Consider the following 16,606-nt stretch of genomic DNA (forward strand, 5'->3'; position numbering starts at 1 on the left):
TATGTTGCTTCCATTTAATCATTCTCTTGCGTTAGAGCGTTTTTTATGGAAGTTTCATAAGTCGTTCTGAAAGTTTAGCAAAGCTACATAAATTTTTTATTTCTGAAATTGCTATTAATACACAAATGTTCGCTTTTTTACTAAGTTGATTAATTAATCATAAAAAAAACCACTAACTCTAAAATAGAGTAGTGGTTTTAAATATTTGTAATTATTTTAAATTTTCGCTTACGCGGAAATAAAAATAGTTTTCTATCTTAAAGATACACGTTTTGAAGTTTTTTACTGCTTTGTAAATGTGTAATCCCCATAAGGGACTCTAGGCTCTGTTGGTGCGCCTTCTGGTATAACATTTGTCCCTAGTTTAACTAATTGTGCTTCTATTTTCTCTACACCATTATCATTTACATATCTAATAGCTAAATAACTACTTAAATGTTGTCTTGTAGGATCTGGGTCATCAAAATATAAACGAACACGTTTTTCAAGGAATTCGCAGTCATCACATCCAGGGTATTCTGCCTCATACAAAATTCTACTACCTGCTATGTTATGATAGTATGGTTCTATGCTTAGATTATCTAAATCAGGTAAAGTATTTACTATTACGGTGTTGTTTTCAATGTATTTATATTCGCCAACTAATGTGTCAAAAAAGCAATCAGAAAACGACGCTTGTTCAATTTTTTGTAAAGTAATTGTTAATGAAGTTAATCCATTTGTGTAAACCCAAGTCCCAGTAAACTTATTTAAATCGTTATCTATATCTTTGTAGTATGCATTGGGTATATAATCCTCTCTGTCATCTAGAGGAATAATAGGTTGTTGAGCTTTACAAACTAAGGTTGTAAAAACAAGGAATATTATCGTAAAAAGTGTGTTTTTCATTTAAAAGAATTTACACTACAATTTAAACAAAAAAAACCACTAACTCTAAAATAGAGTAGTGGTTTTAAATATGTGTAATTATTTTAAATTTTCGCTTACGCGGAAATAAAAATAGTTTTCTATCCTAAAGATACACGTTTGAAAGCTGTTACAGATACGTTTTGAGATGCTACGTAATCTGCTACAGTCATTTTTTCATCTTTAATAAATCTTTGATCTAATAAACATTGTTCTTGATCTAAAGTAGTATTATCAGATACAAAACGATCCATTTTACCTGGTAAAATTTTGTCCCAGATTTGTTCTGGTTTTCCTTCAGCTTTTAATTCTGCTTTAGCATCCTCTTCTGCTTTAGCCATAACTTCTGGAGTTAATTGAGACATTGAGATGTATTGAGGTACATTTTTAAGTGTTTTACCTAAACGACCTAACTCGATGTTGTCTTTTTCGATAACAGCAATTCTTGCTTCAGTTTCTGATGCTACAAATGCAGGATCAAAATCTTTGTAAGATAATGAAGATGCTCCCATTGAAGCTACTTGCATTGCTACATCTTTACCAACCGTTTCGTTTGCTTCAGATAAACCAACTAATGCACCAATTTTATTGATATGAACATAAGAACCTACGTAAGGAGCTTCTAATTTTTCAAATGCAGTAATTTCTAATTTCTCTCCAACAACTCCTGTTTGTTCTACTAATTTTTCAGTAACTGTCATACCACCAAAGTCTGCAGCTAAGAAATCTTCTTTAGTATCAAAGTTGATTGCAATGTCTGCAAATTGTGCAGCTAATGCTAAAAATGATTCGTTTTTACCAACAAAATCAGTTTCACAACCTAATACGATTGCAACACCAACAGTGTTGTCATCGTTAATTTTGATTGCTGCAGCACCTTCAGAAGAATCTCTGTCAGCTCTTTTTTCTGCTACTTTTTGACCTTTTTTACGTAAAACGTCAATTGCTTTGTCAAAATCACCACCTGCTTCAACTAATGCTTTTTTACAGTCCATCATTCCGGCTCCTGTAGCTTTTCTTAGTTCGTTTACTTGTGCTGCTGAAATTTTTACTTCGCTCATAATAAGTATAATTTAAAAAAAGTCGTTTAATTAGTTTTCAACAAAGAAAAGAATTAAACGACTTATTTGTGTTTTGAAATTGTTATTTTATTCTTCTTCGTCTTTAGCTGCTTTAGCTTTTTTAGGTGCTGCTTTTTTATCTGCTTTAGCTGCATCTTTGTCTGCTTTTTCAGCTTTACGCTCGTTTAATCCAGCTGTAATAGCATCGGTAACGTGCGTTAAGATTTTATCAATTGATTTAGAAGCATCATCATTTGCTGGTATAACATAATCTACTTGACGTGGATCAGAGTTAGTATCTACCATTGCAAAAATTGGAATGTTTAATTTTTGAGCTTCTTTAATTGCAATATGTTCGCGCTTAATGTCAACAACAAATAAAGCTCCTGGTAAACGTGTCATGTCAACGATAGACCCTAAGTTTTTTTCTAACTTAGCTCTTAAACGGTCAACTTGTAAACGTTCTTTTTTAGATAACGTTAAAAACGTACCATCTTTTTTCATTCTATCAATTGTAGCCATCTTTTTGATTGCTTTACGGATTGTAACAAAGTTTGTTAACATTCCACCAGGCCATCTTTCAGTAATGAAAGGCATGTTAATGCTACCTGCTTTTTCAGCTACGATATCTTTTGCTTGCTTTTTTGTTGCAACAAATAAAATTTTACGACCTGAAGCTGCAATTTTTGCTAATGCGTCTCCAGCTTCTTCAATTTTAGCTGCTGTTTTATATAAATTTATAATATGGATACCGTTACGCTCCATATATACGTAAGGCGCCATGTTAGGATCCCACTTACGTGTAAGGTGACCAAAGTGTACACCTGCTTCAAGTAATTCTTTTACTTCTACTGCCATTTTGTAATAGTTTACGTTCTGTTGAATTAGCAATAATTAAGTGGTCTTGAAAAAATAATATTCAATAGCCTTAACTATTTAGATGCTAAACTAAATCCTGCGCTTTTGTTTTAAAGAGACTAGGACAACAATAACTGTTTGATTTTTTGTTTTGTGTTGAAAATAAATTCAACAAAGGTATTAACGTTTAGAGAATTGGAATTTCTTACGCGCTTTTTTCTGTCCGAATTTTTTACGCTCAACCATTCTTGGGTCTCTTGTTAATAATCCTTCAGGCTTTAAGATTAATCTGTTTTCAGCATCTAATTCGCACATTGCGCGAGAGATTGCTAAACGTACAGCTTCAGCTTGACCTGTGATACCTCCTCCAAATACATTTACTTTAATATCAAAGTTACCTTCATTATCTGTTAAAGCTAATGGTTGATTTACTTTGTACTGTAAAGTTGCTGTATCGAAGTAGTCTTTAAGATCTTTTTTGTTGATCGTAATGTTACCTTTTCCTTCAGATAGGTAAACACGAGCAACTGCGGTCTTACGACGACCAATTTTGTGAATTACTTCCATTACTTGAATTCGTTTAAGTTAATTACTGTTGGCTTTTGTGCTTCATGTGAGTGAGCTGCACCAACAACAACATTTAAATTACGGAATAATGTTGCACCTAATTTGTTTTTAGGTAACATTCCTTTTACTGATTTTTCTACTAACCTTGCTGGATCTTTTCCAAACATTTCTGTAGCAGTTAAACTTCTTTGCCCACCTGGATAACCTGTGTGACGAATGTACGTTTTGTCATTCCATTTGTTTCCAGTTAAGTTGATTTTTTCTGAATTGATAACAATTACGTTATCTCCACAATCAACGTGTGGTGTGAAGCTAGGCTTATGTTTTCCTCTTAAAAGTTTTGCAACTTTAGAAGCTAAACGACCTAATGATTGACCTTCAGCATCTACTAAAACCCACTGCTTATCTACAGTTGCTTTGTTTGCTGAAATCGTTTTGTAGCTTAATGTGTCCACGTTATTAATTATTTTTTATTAAACATTCCTCTCTCAAAAAGAGTTTGCAAATTTACGATTATATATTTGATTACCAAATACTGATAGCACTTATTTTTAATAAGTTTGTTCATATCTTTTTGAGTATCAAAATGCACTACAAAAAAGCTTCAATATTTAATTGAAGCTTTTTATATGATTATAGGTGTTGATTTAAGATTTTATTAGTTTGGATATTTTAGTTTGTCCGTTAGTGTCTTCTAACTGTATTATATATAATCCGTTAACTAAGTTTTCAATATTAAATTGATGTCCTGCTTCAAATGTTCCTTTATATTCAATTAACTGTTTTCCTGACACGTCTAAGATTTTAACTCCTGTTATTTTAGTTGTTAGTTTAAAAGATGTTTTTGCAGGATTAGGATATAATTTAAAGTTATCTGCAATTTGAAATTGATCTGTGCTTAGGCTTTGTGGAACTGCATTACCATATATTCTAAACTCTCCTGCAGGTATTGTAATTGGTGTTGCAGTGTTAGTTACATTAATAAAGGTACTATTGTTTTGATCCATTAAGTCATACCATGTACCTGTATATGGAAAATCTGGTGTCACGTTTTGTGATGTGACATCAAAGTTTGCTAATATTACTACGTTTTTTAATTCGGTTGAAGGTAAAGCATTGTCAAATATGTAAATTCTAGGTGTTAAAGTGTCTACATTTGGGTTGCTACTATCGTTAATTATATAGTCTCCTTCAAAGACAGCTTCGTTTACCTTTAACTCGTTTATTCTAGACCAATCATTATATACTTGACTTCTGTTAGCGTCCGTAAGCCATCCGTTTGTCCATTGAGGTTGTGGTTTTGTATCTAATTTACAGTTGCCGTCAATAGCATCTGCTTCCGTATTTACACTACCATTATTACAGGTGTAAATAGAATTTTCCATAGCAAGTTCTCCAAAATGCCAAATCATTTTTGGACCAGGTATGGTTAATGATACTGCACCTAATGCAGACATTCTTTTAATAGCTATATTTAAATTAGTAACATTATGACTAGCATTAGTGCTGTTTCCAAATTGTACATTTTTATACATTAGTCTTTCTTCGTCATGACTTTCTGGATAGCCTACTAGTCTTGGTGCATCATAATTACGACTGTTGTCTTTATGACCCATTCTGCTAATGTCGGTTCCTGAAGCATAACCCATTGTTAATTGGTTATAAGGATCTGTCATTTTACCCCAAAGCATGATACCTTTACCTTCATCTAATCTATAATCAGCCCATTCCTTTTCTTCTGCAGCACTTCCGCCAAATCCTAAATGTTCAAATATAACGTAGTGGTCTTCATCCAAACTCCATGAGTAATCTGCATATTCTTTTAAAATTGCAACTCTATCGGCTTGGTAAGCGTTGGTTTGCGTTTCTCCTGAAGAGGCGTTTTGAGTAAACCCTTTGGTTAAATCCCATCTAAATCCATCAATTTTGTATTCTTCAATCCATTGTTTTACAACTCTTTTTGAATATACTTTTGTGAAAGAGTTTGAGTGGTCAAAATCTGAACCAACACTGTAACTATGTGTTGCGACTTGATTAAAATATGGGTTTTCGCTACTTGGTTCTCCCCAACCATCACCATCTGCATCATCCATCCACATGCGTACCATAGGGTTACGTCCAAATGCATGGTTTAGTGCAAGGTCTAATATTACAGCAATTCCGTTTTGATGACAAATATCGATAAGCTCTTTAAGTTTGTCTTCTGTACCATAATATTTATCTAATGCCATATGAAAAGAGGTATTATATCCCCAACTTTCATTGCCTTCAAATTCCATAATTGGCATTAATTGAATAGCATTGATGTTTAGATTTTTAAAATAATCTATTCTATCTATTATATCCTGAAAATTTCTATTAGCATCAAAATCTCTAACTAAGACTTCATAAATTACTAAATCCTCTTTTTTAGGTTTTTCAAAATCTGTAACTACCCATGGATAATCTGTTTGGCCAGTTTGTAAAACAGTAACTTCTCTATCTTGACCAGTAGGATAGGTAGGGATATTTGGATAAGTAGCTGCTGGAATGTATGGATCATCAAAAGGAGACAATACTAATGTTGAATAAGGATCTGCAACCTTAACTAATTTAGGCGAATTTGTTATTGGTGTTTTGTCTACTACCCAATATTGATATGTTTCTATTTGACCTGGAGTTAACCCTGTTAATGTTATCCAATATTTATTATTTCTAGTTGGATCTCTTTTCATAGCGTAGCTGTTGTCAGGCTGCCAATTGTTAAAGCTTCCTGCTACGTATACAAAGTCTTTACCTTGTGCATATAATACTAAAGTTGCTTGTGTAGGATCTGCAGGATCATAAGTGATTCCGTCTTGATAGTTAGTTGGCATGATAGCAAAAGTACTACCAGGATCTACTACTACAGAAAATGATTTTGTTTTAGTTTGCCCACCAACTGTTACGTCTAATGTATAGTTTTTGTTTATTGTAATAGCTGTGTCTTGGAAGTTATACGAAGACACGCCATTTTGAGTGTCAATAGTTGTTCCGTCTGCACTTAAAACGTAATTAGCATTACCACCTGTATTATTAGCAGAAATGTCAAAGTTGCTTCCAGTATCTATAATTGTTGTAGAATTGTCTTCTGGAGTCGTTAAAATTACTTGAAATGAACCAACATCTTCAAGTATATCTTGAGATTTTTTGTCTCCTGAAGCGTCTTTAGCCTTTAAAAGAAACCCAATACGTCCAATTCCTGTTCGGTTATAAAAGTCTTGTGGTATAAATGAAATAGAGTAGGTGTCACTTCCTGAATTATAAGTCAATAGGTTAGGCGTTGTTGTGTTTGAAGAGTCTGTCCAATCTCCATTATTTGGTGCGTCTTGCTGATTAGTTAAGTTTAAATCATATGACCAAGACCATAAATACAGTTCATTATTAACAACATTCCAAGTTGCTTCATTAATACTACTACCATTAAAAGTTAGTGTTACCAATTGGTCTTCTTCAATTACAGAAGGAGTAACATTGTAAGTTACATTTTGTTGCTGCGCCAATGTAATTTGACATAGCAAAAAAATAAAAAAAATAATTTTTTTCATAGCGAAGTTAGTTTTAAAAAAAGAGGCAGCTTACCAAATTGGATGCTGCCTCTTATTTAATAATCAAATTAATTATTATTTAGTTATAAATACATATGTTGGAGCACCAGGATCTGTAAAATCTAGTTTGATATCATAAACTCCAGCAGTTACAACTATGTTATTATCGTTATCAGTATCTAATACACCGTCTGATGTTGCATCTCCATAATTAATTAAAGACCAATCTTCACTTAAACGTATTTTAATTTCTCCATCAATTAATGTCACATTTTCTGCTAACCATTGTGTGTCTGTTAAAGGTGTAAAAGTAGCATCAGGACCTGCATTACCCCAATCATTATAACCAGAACCTACAACTCCCCATAAATCTGTTGGTACTAAGGTGTAAGAAAAATCGTTTAGATTTATAGTCATTAAATAGAATCCAGCAGTTACAGCAATATTATTGTCGCTATCAGTATCTAAAACACCATCAAGTGTTGCATCACCATAGTTTGGTAATCCCCAATCTTGGTTAAATCTAACTTTCATTTCACCATCTATTAATCTTACACCTACTTTAAATGTATCTGTAGTGTAGTCGTAATGGAATTTAGCATCAGGTCCAGCATTTCCCCAATCATTGTAAGCAGAACCAACAATTCCGTAAGAAAACGCTTCAATAGTATAATCTAAGGTAGAGGTGTTATATACAATTTTGTAATCTCCAGCTGTAACAGCAATGTTATTATCGTTGTCTGTGTCTAAAACACCATCTAAAGTTGCATCTCCATAATTAGGTAGTGACCAATCATTACTTTGTCTAATTTTAATCTCTCCATCTTTTAAATTAACATAAGCAACTATAACGTCAGGATCAGAAGTCGTGTAAAATGGTAAGTCTGGACCAGCATTTCCCCAATCGTTAGCTGCAGATCCTACAACTCCCCAAATAGATGGTTCTATTCCAGATCCACCACCACCATTAGTAACAGGCGGTAAATAAACGTTTAATACTTGTGGAAAAGACATTAATTCTGTCCCATTACCAGTATCACCAACATAAGCTCTTAATCTAAAAGTTATGCTTCCAGCATTTAGTTCTGGTGTTGCAGGATCATTATTTAAACCTGCTTCTTCAGCAATAGATAGCATGTCTCCAATAGTCACAGCTAGCTCATTAGCACTTGTTGTTTCTACTACAACCATATCTGTGAAATCTCCAGTTAATGAACGTTGTAGTTCGTAACTGGTGTTAGTAGCTACATTAAAGTTGGCATCATCCCATGTAAATCTTTCTGCGATGTTACCAGACGCTTGCGATGTTAAAACATATTGTTCTAAAAACGAATTTGAAAAGGTGAAATCACCTGTTGGAGCTGCTGTGAAAACTAAATCATCGTCTTCTTGACAAGAGTTAAAGCCTATCAAAGCGATAACTACAAGTAATAAAATTTTAAAATTTTTCATTGTTATTTTATTTAGTTAGTAACCTGTATTTTGTTGTAAATTTGGATTTGCTTCTAAAGCTGTTTGCGGTATTGGGAATACTTTGTATGTGTCAGGAATTGAAGATCCATTTACAGTTCCACCTTTCCAAGGCCATAGGTAGCTTCCACCTGTGAATTTTCCAAAACGAATTAAATCTGTTCTTCTGTGTCCTTCTAGGTTTAATTCTCTACCTCTTTCATCAATGATAAAATCTAAGTTTAAATCTCCCATTGAAATAGCTGTTGCATTTGAACGTGTTCTTACTAAATTAACATAATTTAGTGCGTCTGTCATACTTGCTCCAGCTGCACCACGAAGCGCACACTCTGCATACATAAGGTAAGCGTCTGCTAAACGGTATAAAGGAAAATCTGTACCAGAAAAACTAGTAGGAGTATATTCTGAATTAAATGTTGTGTTTCTAAATTTTATTGAAGGGTAGCCATCAGTCCATACAGTGTAGTCATTCATTTCATAGTTGTGACCTTCAGTCCAAAATAAATCAGCTCTATCATCTGTAGATGTATCTAAATCTCCAAATAATCCATACCAAGCTTTAGTGGCTCTGTGTCCTTGCCAACCTTCTGTTGCTCCAAATTCTGAAATAGTTATTGTGTCTGGACTTAAGTTTCCGTTTACAATATAAGTTGTGTTTCCAAAACTTTGACTTACAATTGGATCTGCAATTAAAGGGTAGATAATTTCTGAAGACATATCATTATCTCCTGAGAAATTTTCAACAAAGTTATCTGTTAAGGTATAACCACCTTCAGTAATTACTTTATTTACATAGGTATAGGCTTGATCATATCGAGGTGTACCTGTATAAACTTCAGCATTAATATAAAGTTTTGCTAATAACATGTCTACAACATACGTGTTTGCTCTTCCGTAACCGTTAAACGTTCCTATTAATGGTTCGATTTCTAAAAGTTCAGACTCTACATAGTTAAATAATTCTTCTCTTGTAGATTCAGGTAAAAGCTCTGATTGGCCAAAGTTTTCGTCAGTAGCTAAAACACCTTTTCCAAAAACATCGATTACATAAAAGTAAGCTAGCGCTCTTAAAAATCTTACCTCAGAGACTACAGTCTCGCCAGCATCAGTACTAGCACTACTTAATACGTTAAGTAAATTGTTACATTGTGGGATTGTGTAATAAGCTCTGTTGTATAAATATCTAAAAAATTTATTATTACTTGTCCATTCTGAGGTTGTTGTTAGTTGGTCTAAACCATCATCTCCCCAACGATTTTTCATTCCGTCTGCAGTAAAGTCTTGTAAATTTACAATTCCTCTTAAAAAAGGTGATTCTCCTGGATCATCACTTATATCTGAACTACCAGGGCCACTTGGACCTGACAATGCAAATGATGCATATAGTCTAGATAAAATACCTTCTACAGCATTTGGATCATTTTCTAATAATTGTTCCAAAGTTAATTCTACTTTAGGCGCTGTGTCAAGGTCATCAACACAAGACGATAGTGTTGTAAATAACGCTAGCCCTAAAACTGTTAATATTATTTTTTTCATGTTCATAGTTTTTTAAAAATCAATATTCACACCCATACTAATTGTTGTAGGTCTTGGATAGAAAGCACCATCAATACCACCATTATTTTCTGGATCTTGACCTTCGTAATTAGTGATAATAAATGGATTGTTAACCGATCCATATATTCTCATACTTGTGTTTTTAATAAAATTACTATCAAAGTTATAACCTACAACAATGTTTTGACATCTTAAAAATGATGCATCTTGTAGGAAGTAATCTGAAAACTGTGTATTACCAATAACTTCATCAAATACAGGATTGGCTGCACCATCATAAAAGTTTAAAACATTTGTAATACTTGTGTTGTTGTTTGGCTCTGCACTACCTGTATGACCATATCTTAATTCATTAAAGTCATAAAGTTTTCCATCTAACTGTCCTCTAAAACTAGCTGATAAATCCCAGTTTTTGTAATTAACATTTAAACCAAAACCAAACGTCCAATTAGGTGCTAAAGCCTCAAAGTATTTGTCATCTTCAGTTATTTGATTGTCACCATTTAAATCTACAAAAGCACCAGGAATTGGATTTCCAGAAGCATCGTATACTTGTTTAAAAACTCCTGCTAAACCAGGCTCTTCACCTAATTTATTAAAAAACAAATTTGAACCAGTCCCTAAAAGACCACCACCTATTCTTAAAGTATTTATTCCTCCTAAATCAGTTACTTCCGTTGTAGCGTAGCTAATGTTTCCGTTAAATGATAGGTTGAAATCTTCATTTTGGATAGGATTAAGGTTTAAGTTAAGTTCAAAACCTTCACTTTCTGTCGACCCTACATTTTTAATAAAAGAATCTGTTAATCCTTGTCCTGGCGGAATTAAAGCATCTGTTAATAAGTCTGTTGTTTCTCTTTTAAAGATATCAAAAGAACCACTAATTACGCTATTTTTAAAGAAGTTGAAGTCTAAACCTAGGTTGTAAGTAGACGTTTTTTCCCAAGTTAAACCTGTTTGAAATGGTAATGCCGAATATAAATTAGCACCTGGAAGGTATTGACTGTTTTGAGATCCTACTGCAAAAAGAGGACTAGTAGGATAGTATGTACCAACTGCTCCTGCAATGTTTTGTTGTCCTGTCTTACCATAACCTAATCTTAATTTTAGGTCGTTTACAAAGTTAACATCCTTTAAAAAGTTTTCTTGTTTTATTTTCCAAGCTAAAGCTGCTGCTGGAAAAAATCCCCAAGCTTCTTCTGCCCAAACATCATCGGTTACAAAAAATGACGAACCATCTGCTCTTAAAGATACAGTTACTAAATACTTGTCTAGTATGTTAATGTTAGAACGTCCAAAAAATGATTGTAAATTTTGATCATTATAATATCTGTTATTAGGATTTTCTGGATTAAAATCTACTTCTCTAAAACCAGTGTCCACGTTGTTACGAAAACGATCACTATTACCATCTGTTTTAAAGTTTTGGTAAGAATAACCTAATTGTACATCATATCTTGTTATAAAGCTTTCCTCGATTTCTTTAGCGTATTGTAAATACGAATCGAAGGTTGCATTTGTTATGTGTTGTCTTTCTCTGTAGCTTGTTCCTGGATTAAAGACAACAGCGTTACCGTTAGTTGTATCAATACCAAAAGCAGAAATTGCATTATTTTCAAAGCTCTCTTTTATTTTAGAACGTGATGCGTCTAATCCAACATTTACAACCGCTTTTAATTCTGGTAAAAAAGGCATGGTATAATCAAATTCTACATTTCCTAAAAATCTGTAAGCTCTTTCAGGTCGTTCTCTTTGCTCCAAAAGTGCTAATGGATTTGATTGTCCATCAATTAATAATCTTGTACCATCCAAAGCTGTGTTGGTATAATAACCACCAAAAATCGAATTATTATCATACACAGGTTTTGTTGGGTCAAACACAATTGCTCCTCCTAATGCTCCACCTGCATCTGTAGCATTTTTATCTACAAAAGTTAATTTAGCATTGGCATCAATTTTTAAATTATCATTTAATAATTTTGGAGATAATTTAAAGGCAGCACTATAACGTTTATAATCGTCTGTTCTTACAACACCTTCTAAATCACTATAACCTACAGAGGCTCTAAAAGGTAATACACCTCCAAGGTTAGCTCTAACGCTAAAGTTTGTGTTTGTTGAAATAGCAGTTCTTAAAATAGCATCTCTCCAATTAGTGTCATAAACAGCTCTGTTTTCTGTTCCTGTGATATTTCCATCCGTATCGTAAATATTTACCTGGATAATGCTAGAAGGTTCAGTGGTTGAAACTTCTCCAACTGGTACTCCTAATTCTGATTGGTATGTTGGATGATATTGTTTAATAAAACGAACATATTCTTCGCTATTCATCATATCTAAACCTTCACCTGCACTATCAACTGATACATTAGTGGAAAATGTATATTTTGCTTCGCCAGAAGTTCCTTTTTTAGTTGTAATAATTATAACTCCGTTTGATGCTCTAGAACCATAAATAGCAGTTGCAGAGGCATCTTTTAATATAGAAAAACTTTCTACATCATTTGGGTTAATTAATGATAAAGGGTTTGAAACTCCAGCTGGATTTTGACCTCCAAGAGCAACACCATCAATTACAATTAATGGACTGTTATCTGCAAATAAAGAGGCACCACCACGTATTCTAATAGTTGGAGCAGAGTCTGGTGATCCACCACTATCTGTAATTCTCACACCTGCTGCTTTACCACGTAACAGTTGATCCGTAGACGTTATGGCTCCTTTATTAAAATCTTCAGACGTAACAACATCTACAGATCCTGTTAGGTCTTCTTTTTTAACACTACCATATCCTATAATAACGACTTCGTCTAATTGCGAAGCGTCCTCTACTAGACCTACATTAATATTAGATTGTCCATTGTAAGTAATTTCTTGAGTTAAATAGCCTATATAAGAAAAGACTAATATATCTCCATTATTAACCTCTAATGTATAATTACCATCAAAATCCGTAGCTGTTCCTCTGGATGTATCCTTAATTATAACATTAACCGTAGGTATTGGTAAGGCTGTAGCTTGTTCTGTAACTGTACCAGTAACTGTACTTTGTGCAAGTATAACCGTTGGTAAAAACAGTAAAGCTAATAGAAGCCTTTTAAAAATTGTTTTCATACAATAATATTAAGTTAGTTTAAATTTTAAATGTATATTTTTACTTCTCGATGATAAATCTATGTAAATTTTATGTTAATATTTTGTCACCTCTTGTATATCAAGCAACGAAAACGTTTTCGTGTTGACAACTTTTTGAGTATTTAAGATAAATGACTACTAAATAATGAATTATCGTCATTTTTTAATGGATATTTGACTTAATCCAATAAGTTTAACCCCTTATATTTGATAAATCTTAATCAAGCATTCTATTTTTAATATACCTATGAAAAAAAAAATAACTTTAAAGCAAATAGCAAGAGAATTAGATGTATCAATATCAACAGTGTCTAAAGCACTTAGAAATAGTATAGAGATTAGTGAGGATACACGCCAAAAAGTACAGGCATTTGCTAAGTTTTATAATTACAGACCAAACAACATTGCTCTTAGTTTAAAAAATAGGAAGACAAAAACTATTGGAATTATTATTCCAGAAATTGTGCATCACTTTTTCTCAAAAGTTATTAGTGGTATTGAAGCTGTAGCAAATCAAAGAGGTTATAATGTTATTGTAGGGTTGTCAAACGAGTCCTTTGCTAAAGAGGTCATTAACATGGAAATGCTTGCTAATGGTAGTATAGATGGTTTTATATTGTCTATTGCTAAAGAAACCTTACAACAGCAAGATTATCATCATTTTACTGAAACTATCAGTCAAGGCATGCCAATTGTAATGTTTGATCGTGTTGTAAACGAAATAAAATGTGATAAGGTAATAGTTGATGACACTGAAGGAGCAAAATTAGCAGTTAATAAATTAATTGCATGTGGTTGTAAAAACATAGCGATTGTAACCACTAAAGATTATGTAAGTGTAGGTAAATTAAGGACTCAAGGCTATTTAGAAGCTTTAGAAGATCATAAAATAGATCCAAAAGCTAGTCTAATATTAAAGGTTCATGATCAATTGTTGTCCGAAGATCATTTGGATTCTTTAGAAATTGAAATTGAAAACTTATTTAAAAATAATAAAAAAATTGATGGTGTTTTTGCTGTAAACGAGCTGTATGCTATTACAACAATGAAGGTTGCTAGAAAGTTAGGCTTAACCATTCCAGACGATTTGCAAATTGTTGGTTTTACAGATGGTGTATTGTCTAAACACGCTGTTCCTGCTTTAACTACAGTCAGTCAACATGGTAAGAAAATAGGCGAAAAAGCAGCCGAATTATTGATAAATAATTTAGAAAGAGAAGACGAAGAAGACATCTACGAAACCGTAGTTATTGAAACAGAATTAATTGAACGCGCATCCACAAAATAAAAATTTAACATTGCTCATTTAAAATCTTTTATATCTTTACGGCAATCAAAACATATATTTTTACTTCTCAGGTAATATAGTTTTGATAAGTAAAAGCTTGTCAAAATAGTAATAATTTAAACTTACTATTTATGAAAAAGCGTACCCTTGGCTTTTGGGAAATCTGGAACATGAGTTTCGGTTTCTTAGGAATTCAATTTGGTTTTGCACTACAAGGAGGCTTTATGTCTCGAATATTTCAAACATTAGGAGCAAGTAAAGACGAAATCCCATTATTATGGATTGCAGCACCTTTAACTGGTTTATTGGTTCAGCCAATAATTGGTTACATGAGTGATCGTACTTGGAGTGTCAAATGGGGAAGACGTAGACCGTTTTTCTTAATTGGAGCTATCTTAAGTTCGTTAGCATTATTTTTTGTGCCTTATTCTCCAGCTCTTTGGGTAGCAGCAGGATTCTTATGGATTCTGGATGCTTCAATAAATGTGTCTATGGAACCCTTTAGGGCTTTAGTGGCAGATAAATTACCTGACTCTCAAAGGTCTTATGGATTTGTTGTACAAACCTTAATTATAGGTATTGGTACTTGGGTTGCTAGTAATTTACCTTGGATGGTGTCGCAATTTGGAGTTAGCGATTCTGCAGACTCTGGTGTAATTACGGACTCAGTTAAAATAGCTTTTGCAATTGGTGCATTCGTGTTTTTACTAAGCATTCTTTATACTGTATTTACTACAACAGAATATCCTCCAGAAGACATGGAAGAGTTTGAGCGCGAGAAAGCTAAGAAAAATAACTTCATTCCAGACATTTTAAATAATATTGGTAACATGCCATTAACCATGAAAAAATTAGGAATCATCCAATTCTTTTCTTGGTTTGCCTTTTTTACTATGTGGAGTTTAGCCAATCCAGCACTTACAGAGCACGTGTTTAATACACCAGCTCCAATAGAAAGTGCTTTTGATATGGCAGACACTGTGCAAAAAGCTGCATTTGATACACAAAATACAGCGTTTCAAAAATCATCAAATTTAGTAGGTTCAGCAATGGGTGTGTATGGGTTATCCTCTATGGCTTTTGCTTTATTATTAGTGCTATATACAGCTAAAAGGCGCATTAACCGTAAGCTAGTGCATATGGTATCACTAATGTTAGGTGGTGTAGGATTTTTGTTAATGAATTATGCTTCACCAGAACACCTAAAGTATTGCTTTATACTTATTGGTTTTGCTTGGGGAAGTATTTTGTCAATGCCATATGCCATGTTATCTAGTTCTGTAGATCCAAAAAAAATGGGTGTAATTATGGGAATATTCAACATGTTTATTGTAATACCACAAATTATTGCAGCACTTGGAGGTATTAATTTTATATCAAGTTTATTAGGAGAAGAAACGATAAATGCTATGACAGTTGCAGGAATTAGTTTAATAATTGCAGGTCTTTGCAACTTATTGATAACTAATAAAAACGCAATTTCATATCAAGCAGAAGAAATTTAAAAGATGAATAAAAAAGGATTCATATTCGATTTAGACGGTGTCATTGTAGACACTGCAAAATATCACTTTTTGGCTTGGCAAAACCTTGCAAAAAGTATTGATATAGATTTTACACACGAGCAAAACGAACAACTTAAAGGTGTAAGTCGTGTAAAATCATTAGAAAAAATACTGGAATGGGGAAATAAAACCATTTCAGAAGAACTATTTACATCTTTAATGAGTAAAAAAAATGAAGAGTATTTAAGCTTTATTGCTAAAATGACTGATGAAGAAATTTTACCAGATGTACCAAAAATATTAGATTATTTAATAGAAAAACAACAGCCAATTTCTTTAGGGTCTGCGAGTAAAAATGCACGACCAATTTTAGAGAAAGTCAATTTACTGTCAAAATTTGATGCTATTGTTGATGGTAACGATGTTAGTAAAGCAAAACCAGATCCAGAAGTGTTTTTAATAGCAGCAAAGCATTTAAACATGAAACCAGAAGATTGTATTGTTTTTGAAGATTCTGTAGCTGGTGTTCAAGCTGCAAATACTGCAAATATGATATCTATTGGTATAGGCGAAAAAGAAGTATTACATGAAGCTGATTACATCTTTTCAGATTTTACTGAAATAGAAAACAGCTTCATAGAAGAATTAATAAATAGATAAAATAACGTCATTCCGAACATAGTGAAGGAA

At 33.0% G+C, this 16,606-nt stretch carries 12 protein-coding genes; 3 read left to right on the forward strand and 9 right to left on the reverse strand.

What is annotated here, in order from left to right; translation table 11 throughout:
* Positions 1–282 precede the first annotated feature (282 nt).
* The 9 genes from JM82_RS15230 to JM82_RS15270 all read right to left on the reverse strand — a co-directional run bounded on the left by JM82_RS15230 (position 283) and on the right by JM82_RS15270 (position 13,102).
* The gene (locus JM82_RS15230) at positions 283–888 is read right to left on the reverse strand and encodes a DUF6705 family protein (protein WP_145006009.1); all 606 of its coding nucleotides are present in this window, start codon (positions 886–888) and stop codon (positions 283–285) included.
* A 119-nt stretch (positions 889–1,007) separates the two neighbouring features.
* Positions 1,008–1,967, reverse strand: coding sequence for a translation elongation factor Ts (gene tsf / locus JM82_RS15235; RefSeq protein ID WP_099568045.1), 960 nt, complete (start codon positions 1,965–1,967; stop codon positions 1,008–1,010).
* A gap of 87 nt (positions 1,968–2,054) precedes the next feature.
* The gene (gene rpsB, locus JM82_RS15240; RefSeq protein WP_145006012.1) at positions 2,055–2,825 is read right to left on the reverse strand and encodes a 30S ribosomal protein S2; all 771 of its coding nucleotides are present in this window, start codon (positions 2,823–2,825) and stop codon (positions 2,055–2,057) included.
* A 180-nt stretch (positions 2,826–3,005) separates the two neighbouring features.
* Positions 3,006–3,392 (reverse strand): 30S ribosomal protein S9, encoded by a 387-nt coding sequence (gene rpsI / locus JM82_RS15245; RefSeq protein ID WP_028289143.1) that lies wholly within the window; start codon positions 3,390–3,392, stop codon positions 3,006–3,008.
* On the reverse strand, positions 3,392–3,847 hold the full coding sequence (gene rplM / locus JM82_RS15250) for a 50S ribosomal protein L13 (protein ID WP_145006015.1): 456 nt from the start codon (positions 3,845–3,847) through the stop codon (positions 3,392–3,394). The genes rpsI and rplM overlap by 1 nt, the downstream gene beginning before the upstream one ends.
* A gap of 192 nt (positions 3,848–4,039) precedes the next feature.
* The gene (locus JM82_RS15255; RefSeq protein WP_145006018.1) at positions 4,040–6,958 is read right to left on the reverse strand and encodes an alpha-amylase family glycosyl hydrolase; all 2,919 of its coding nucleotides are present in this window, start codon (positions 6,956–6,958) and stop codon (positions 4,040–4,042) included.
* Between the two features lie 75 nt (positions 6,959–7,033).
* Positions 7,034–8,410 carry a SusE domain-containing protein gene (locus tag JM82_RS15260; protein WP_145006021.1) on the reverse strand — a complete coding sequence of 459 codons (1,377 nt, stop codon included), beginning with the start codon at positions 8,408–8,410 and terminating at the stop codon, positions 7,034–7,036.
* Positions 8,411–8,425: 15 nt separating this feature from the next.
* Entirely contained in the window at positions 8,426–9,967 is a 1,542-nt protein-coding gene (locus tag JM82_RS15265; protein ID WP_145006024.1) for a RagB/SusD family nutrient uptake outer membrane protein, read from the reverse strand.
* A 12-nt stretch (positions 9,968–9,979) separates the two neighbouring features.
* A complete protein-coding gene (locus JM82_RS15270) occupies positions 9,980–13,102 on the reverse strand; it encodes a SusC/RagA family TonB-linked outer membrane protein (RefSeq protein ID WP_145006027.1) in 3,123 nt (1,040 codons plus the stop codon).
* 268 nt (positions 13,103–13,370) lie between these two features.
* Between JM82_RS15270 and JM82_RS15275 the strand changes: the two genes are divergently transcribed.
* The 3 genes from JM82_RS15275 (at position 13,371) to pgmB (ending at position 16,576) form a co-directional block, all read left to right on the forward strand.
* Positions 13,371–14,411 (forward strand): LacI family DNA-binding transcriptional regulator, encoded by a 1,041-nt coding sequence (locus JM82_RS15275; protein WP_145006030.1) that lies wholly within the window; start codon positions 13,371–13,373, stop codon positions 14,409–14,411.
* A 131-nt stretch (positions 14,412–14,542) separates the two neighbouring features.
* Positions 14,543–15,916: an MFS transporter gene (locus JM82_RS15280; protein WP_145006033.1), complete on the forward strand. Its 1,374-nt coding sequence runs from the start codon at positions 14,543–14,545 to the stop codon at positions 15,914–15,916.
* Positions 15,917–15,919: 3 nt separating this feature from the next.
* A complete protein-coding gene (pgmB, locus tag JM82_RS15285; protein WP_145006036.1) occupies positions 15,920–16,576 on the forward strand; it encodes a beta-phosphoglucomutase in 657 nt (218 codons plus the stop codon).
* Positions 16,577–16,606 lie beyond the last annotated feature (30 nt).

Source organism: Olleya sp. Hel_I_94 (assembly GCF_007827365.1).
GTDB lineage: Bacteria > Bacteroidota > Bacteroidia > Flavobacteriales > Flavobacteriaceae > Olleya.

What these genes read in the sequence shown, in the direction of transcription:
- pgmB (WP_145006036.1), top strand. Translation starts at nt 15,920, where the DNA reads ATGAATAAAAAAGGATTCATATTCGATTTAGACGGTGTCATTGTAGAC.
- rpsI (WP_028289143.1), bottom strand. Translation starts at nt 3,392, where the DNA reads ATGGAAGTAATTCACAAAATTGGTCGTCGTAAGACCGCAGTTGCTCGT.
- JM82_RS15255 (WP_145006018.1), bottom strand. Translation starts at nt 6,958, where the DNA reads ATGAAAAAAATTATTTTTTTTATTTTTTTGCTATGTCAAATTACATTG.
- tsf (WP_099568045.1), bottom strand. Translation starts at nt 1,967, where the DNA reads ATGAGCGAAGTAAAAATTTCAGCAGCACAAGTAAACGAACTAAGAAAA.
- rpsB (WP_145006012.1), bottom strand. Translation starts at nt 2,825, where the DNA reads ATGGCAGTAGAAGTAAAAGAATTACTTGAAGCAGGTGTACACTTTGGT.
- JM82_RS15275 (WP_145006030.1), top strand. Translation starts at nt 13,371, where the DNA reads ATGAAAAAAAAAATAACTTTAAAGCAAATAGCAAGAGAATTAGATGTA.
- JM82_RS15230 (WP_145006009.1), bottom strand. Translation starts at nt 888, where the DNA reads ATGAAAAACACACTTTTTACGATAATATTCCTTGTTTTTACAACCTTA.
- JM82_RS15280 (WP_145006033.1), top strand. Translation starts at nt 14,543, where the DNA reads ATGAAAAAGCGTACCCTTGGCTTTTGGGAAATCTGGAACATGAGTTTC.
- JM82_RS15270 (WP_145006027.1), bottom strand. Translation starts at nt 13,102, where the DNA reads ATGAAAACAATTTTTAAAAGGCTTCTATTAGCTTTACTGTTTTTACCA.
- JM82_RS15260 (WP_145006021.1), bottom strand. Translation starts at nt 8,410, where the DNA reads ATGAAAAATTTTAAAATTTTATTACTTGTAGTTATCGCTTTGATAGGC.
- JM82_RS15265 (WP_145006024.1), bottom strand. Translation starts at nt 9,967, where the DNA reads ATGAAAAAAATAATATTAACAGTTTTAGGGCTAGCGTTATTTACAACA.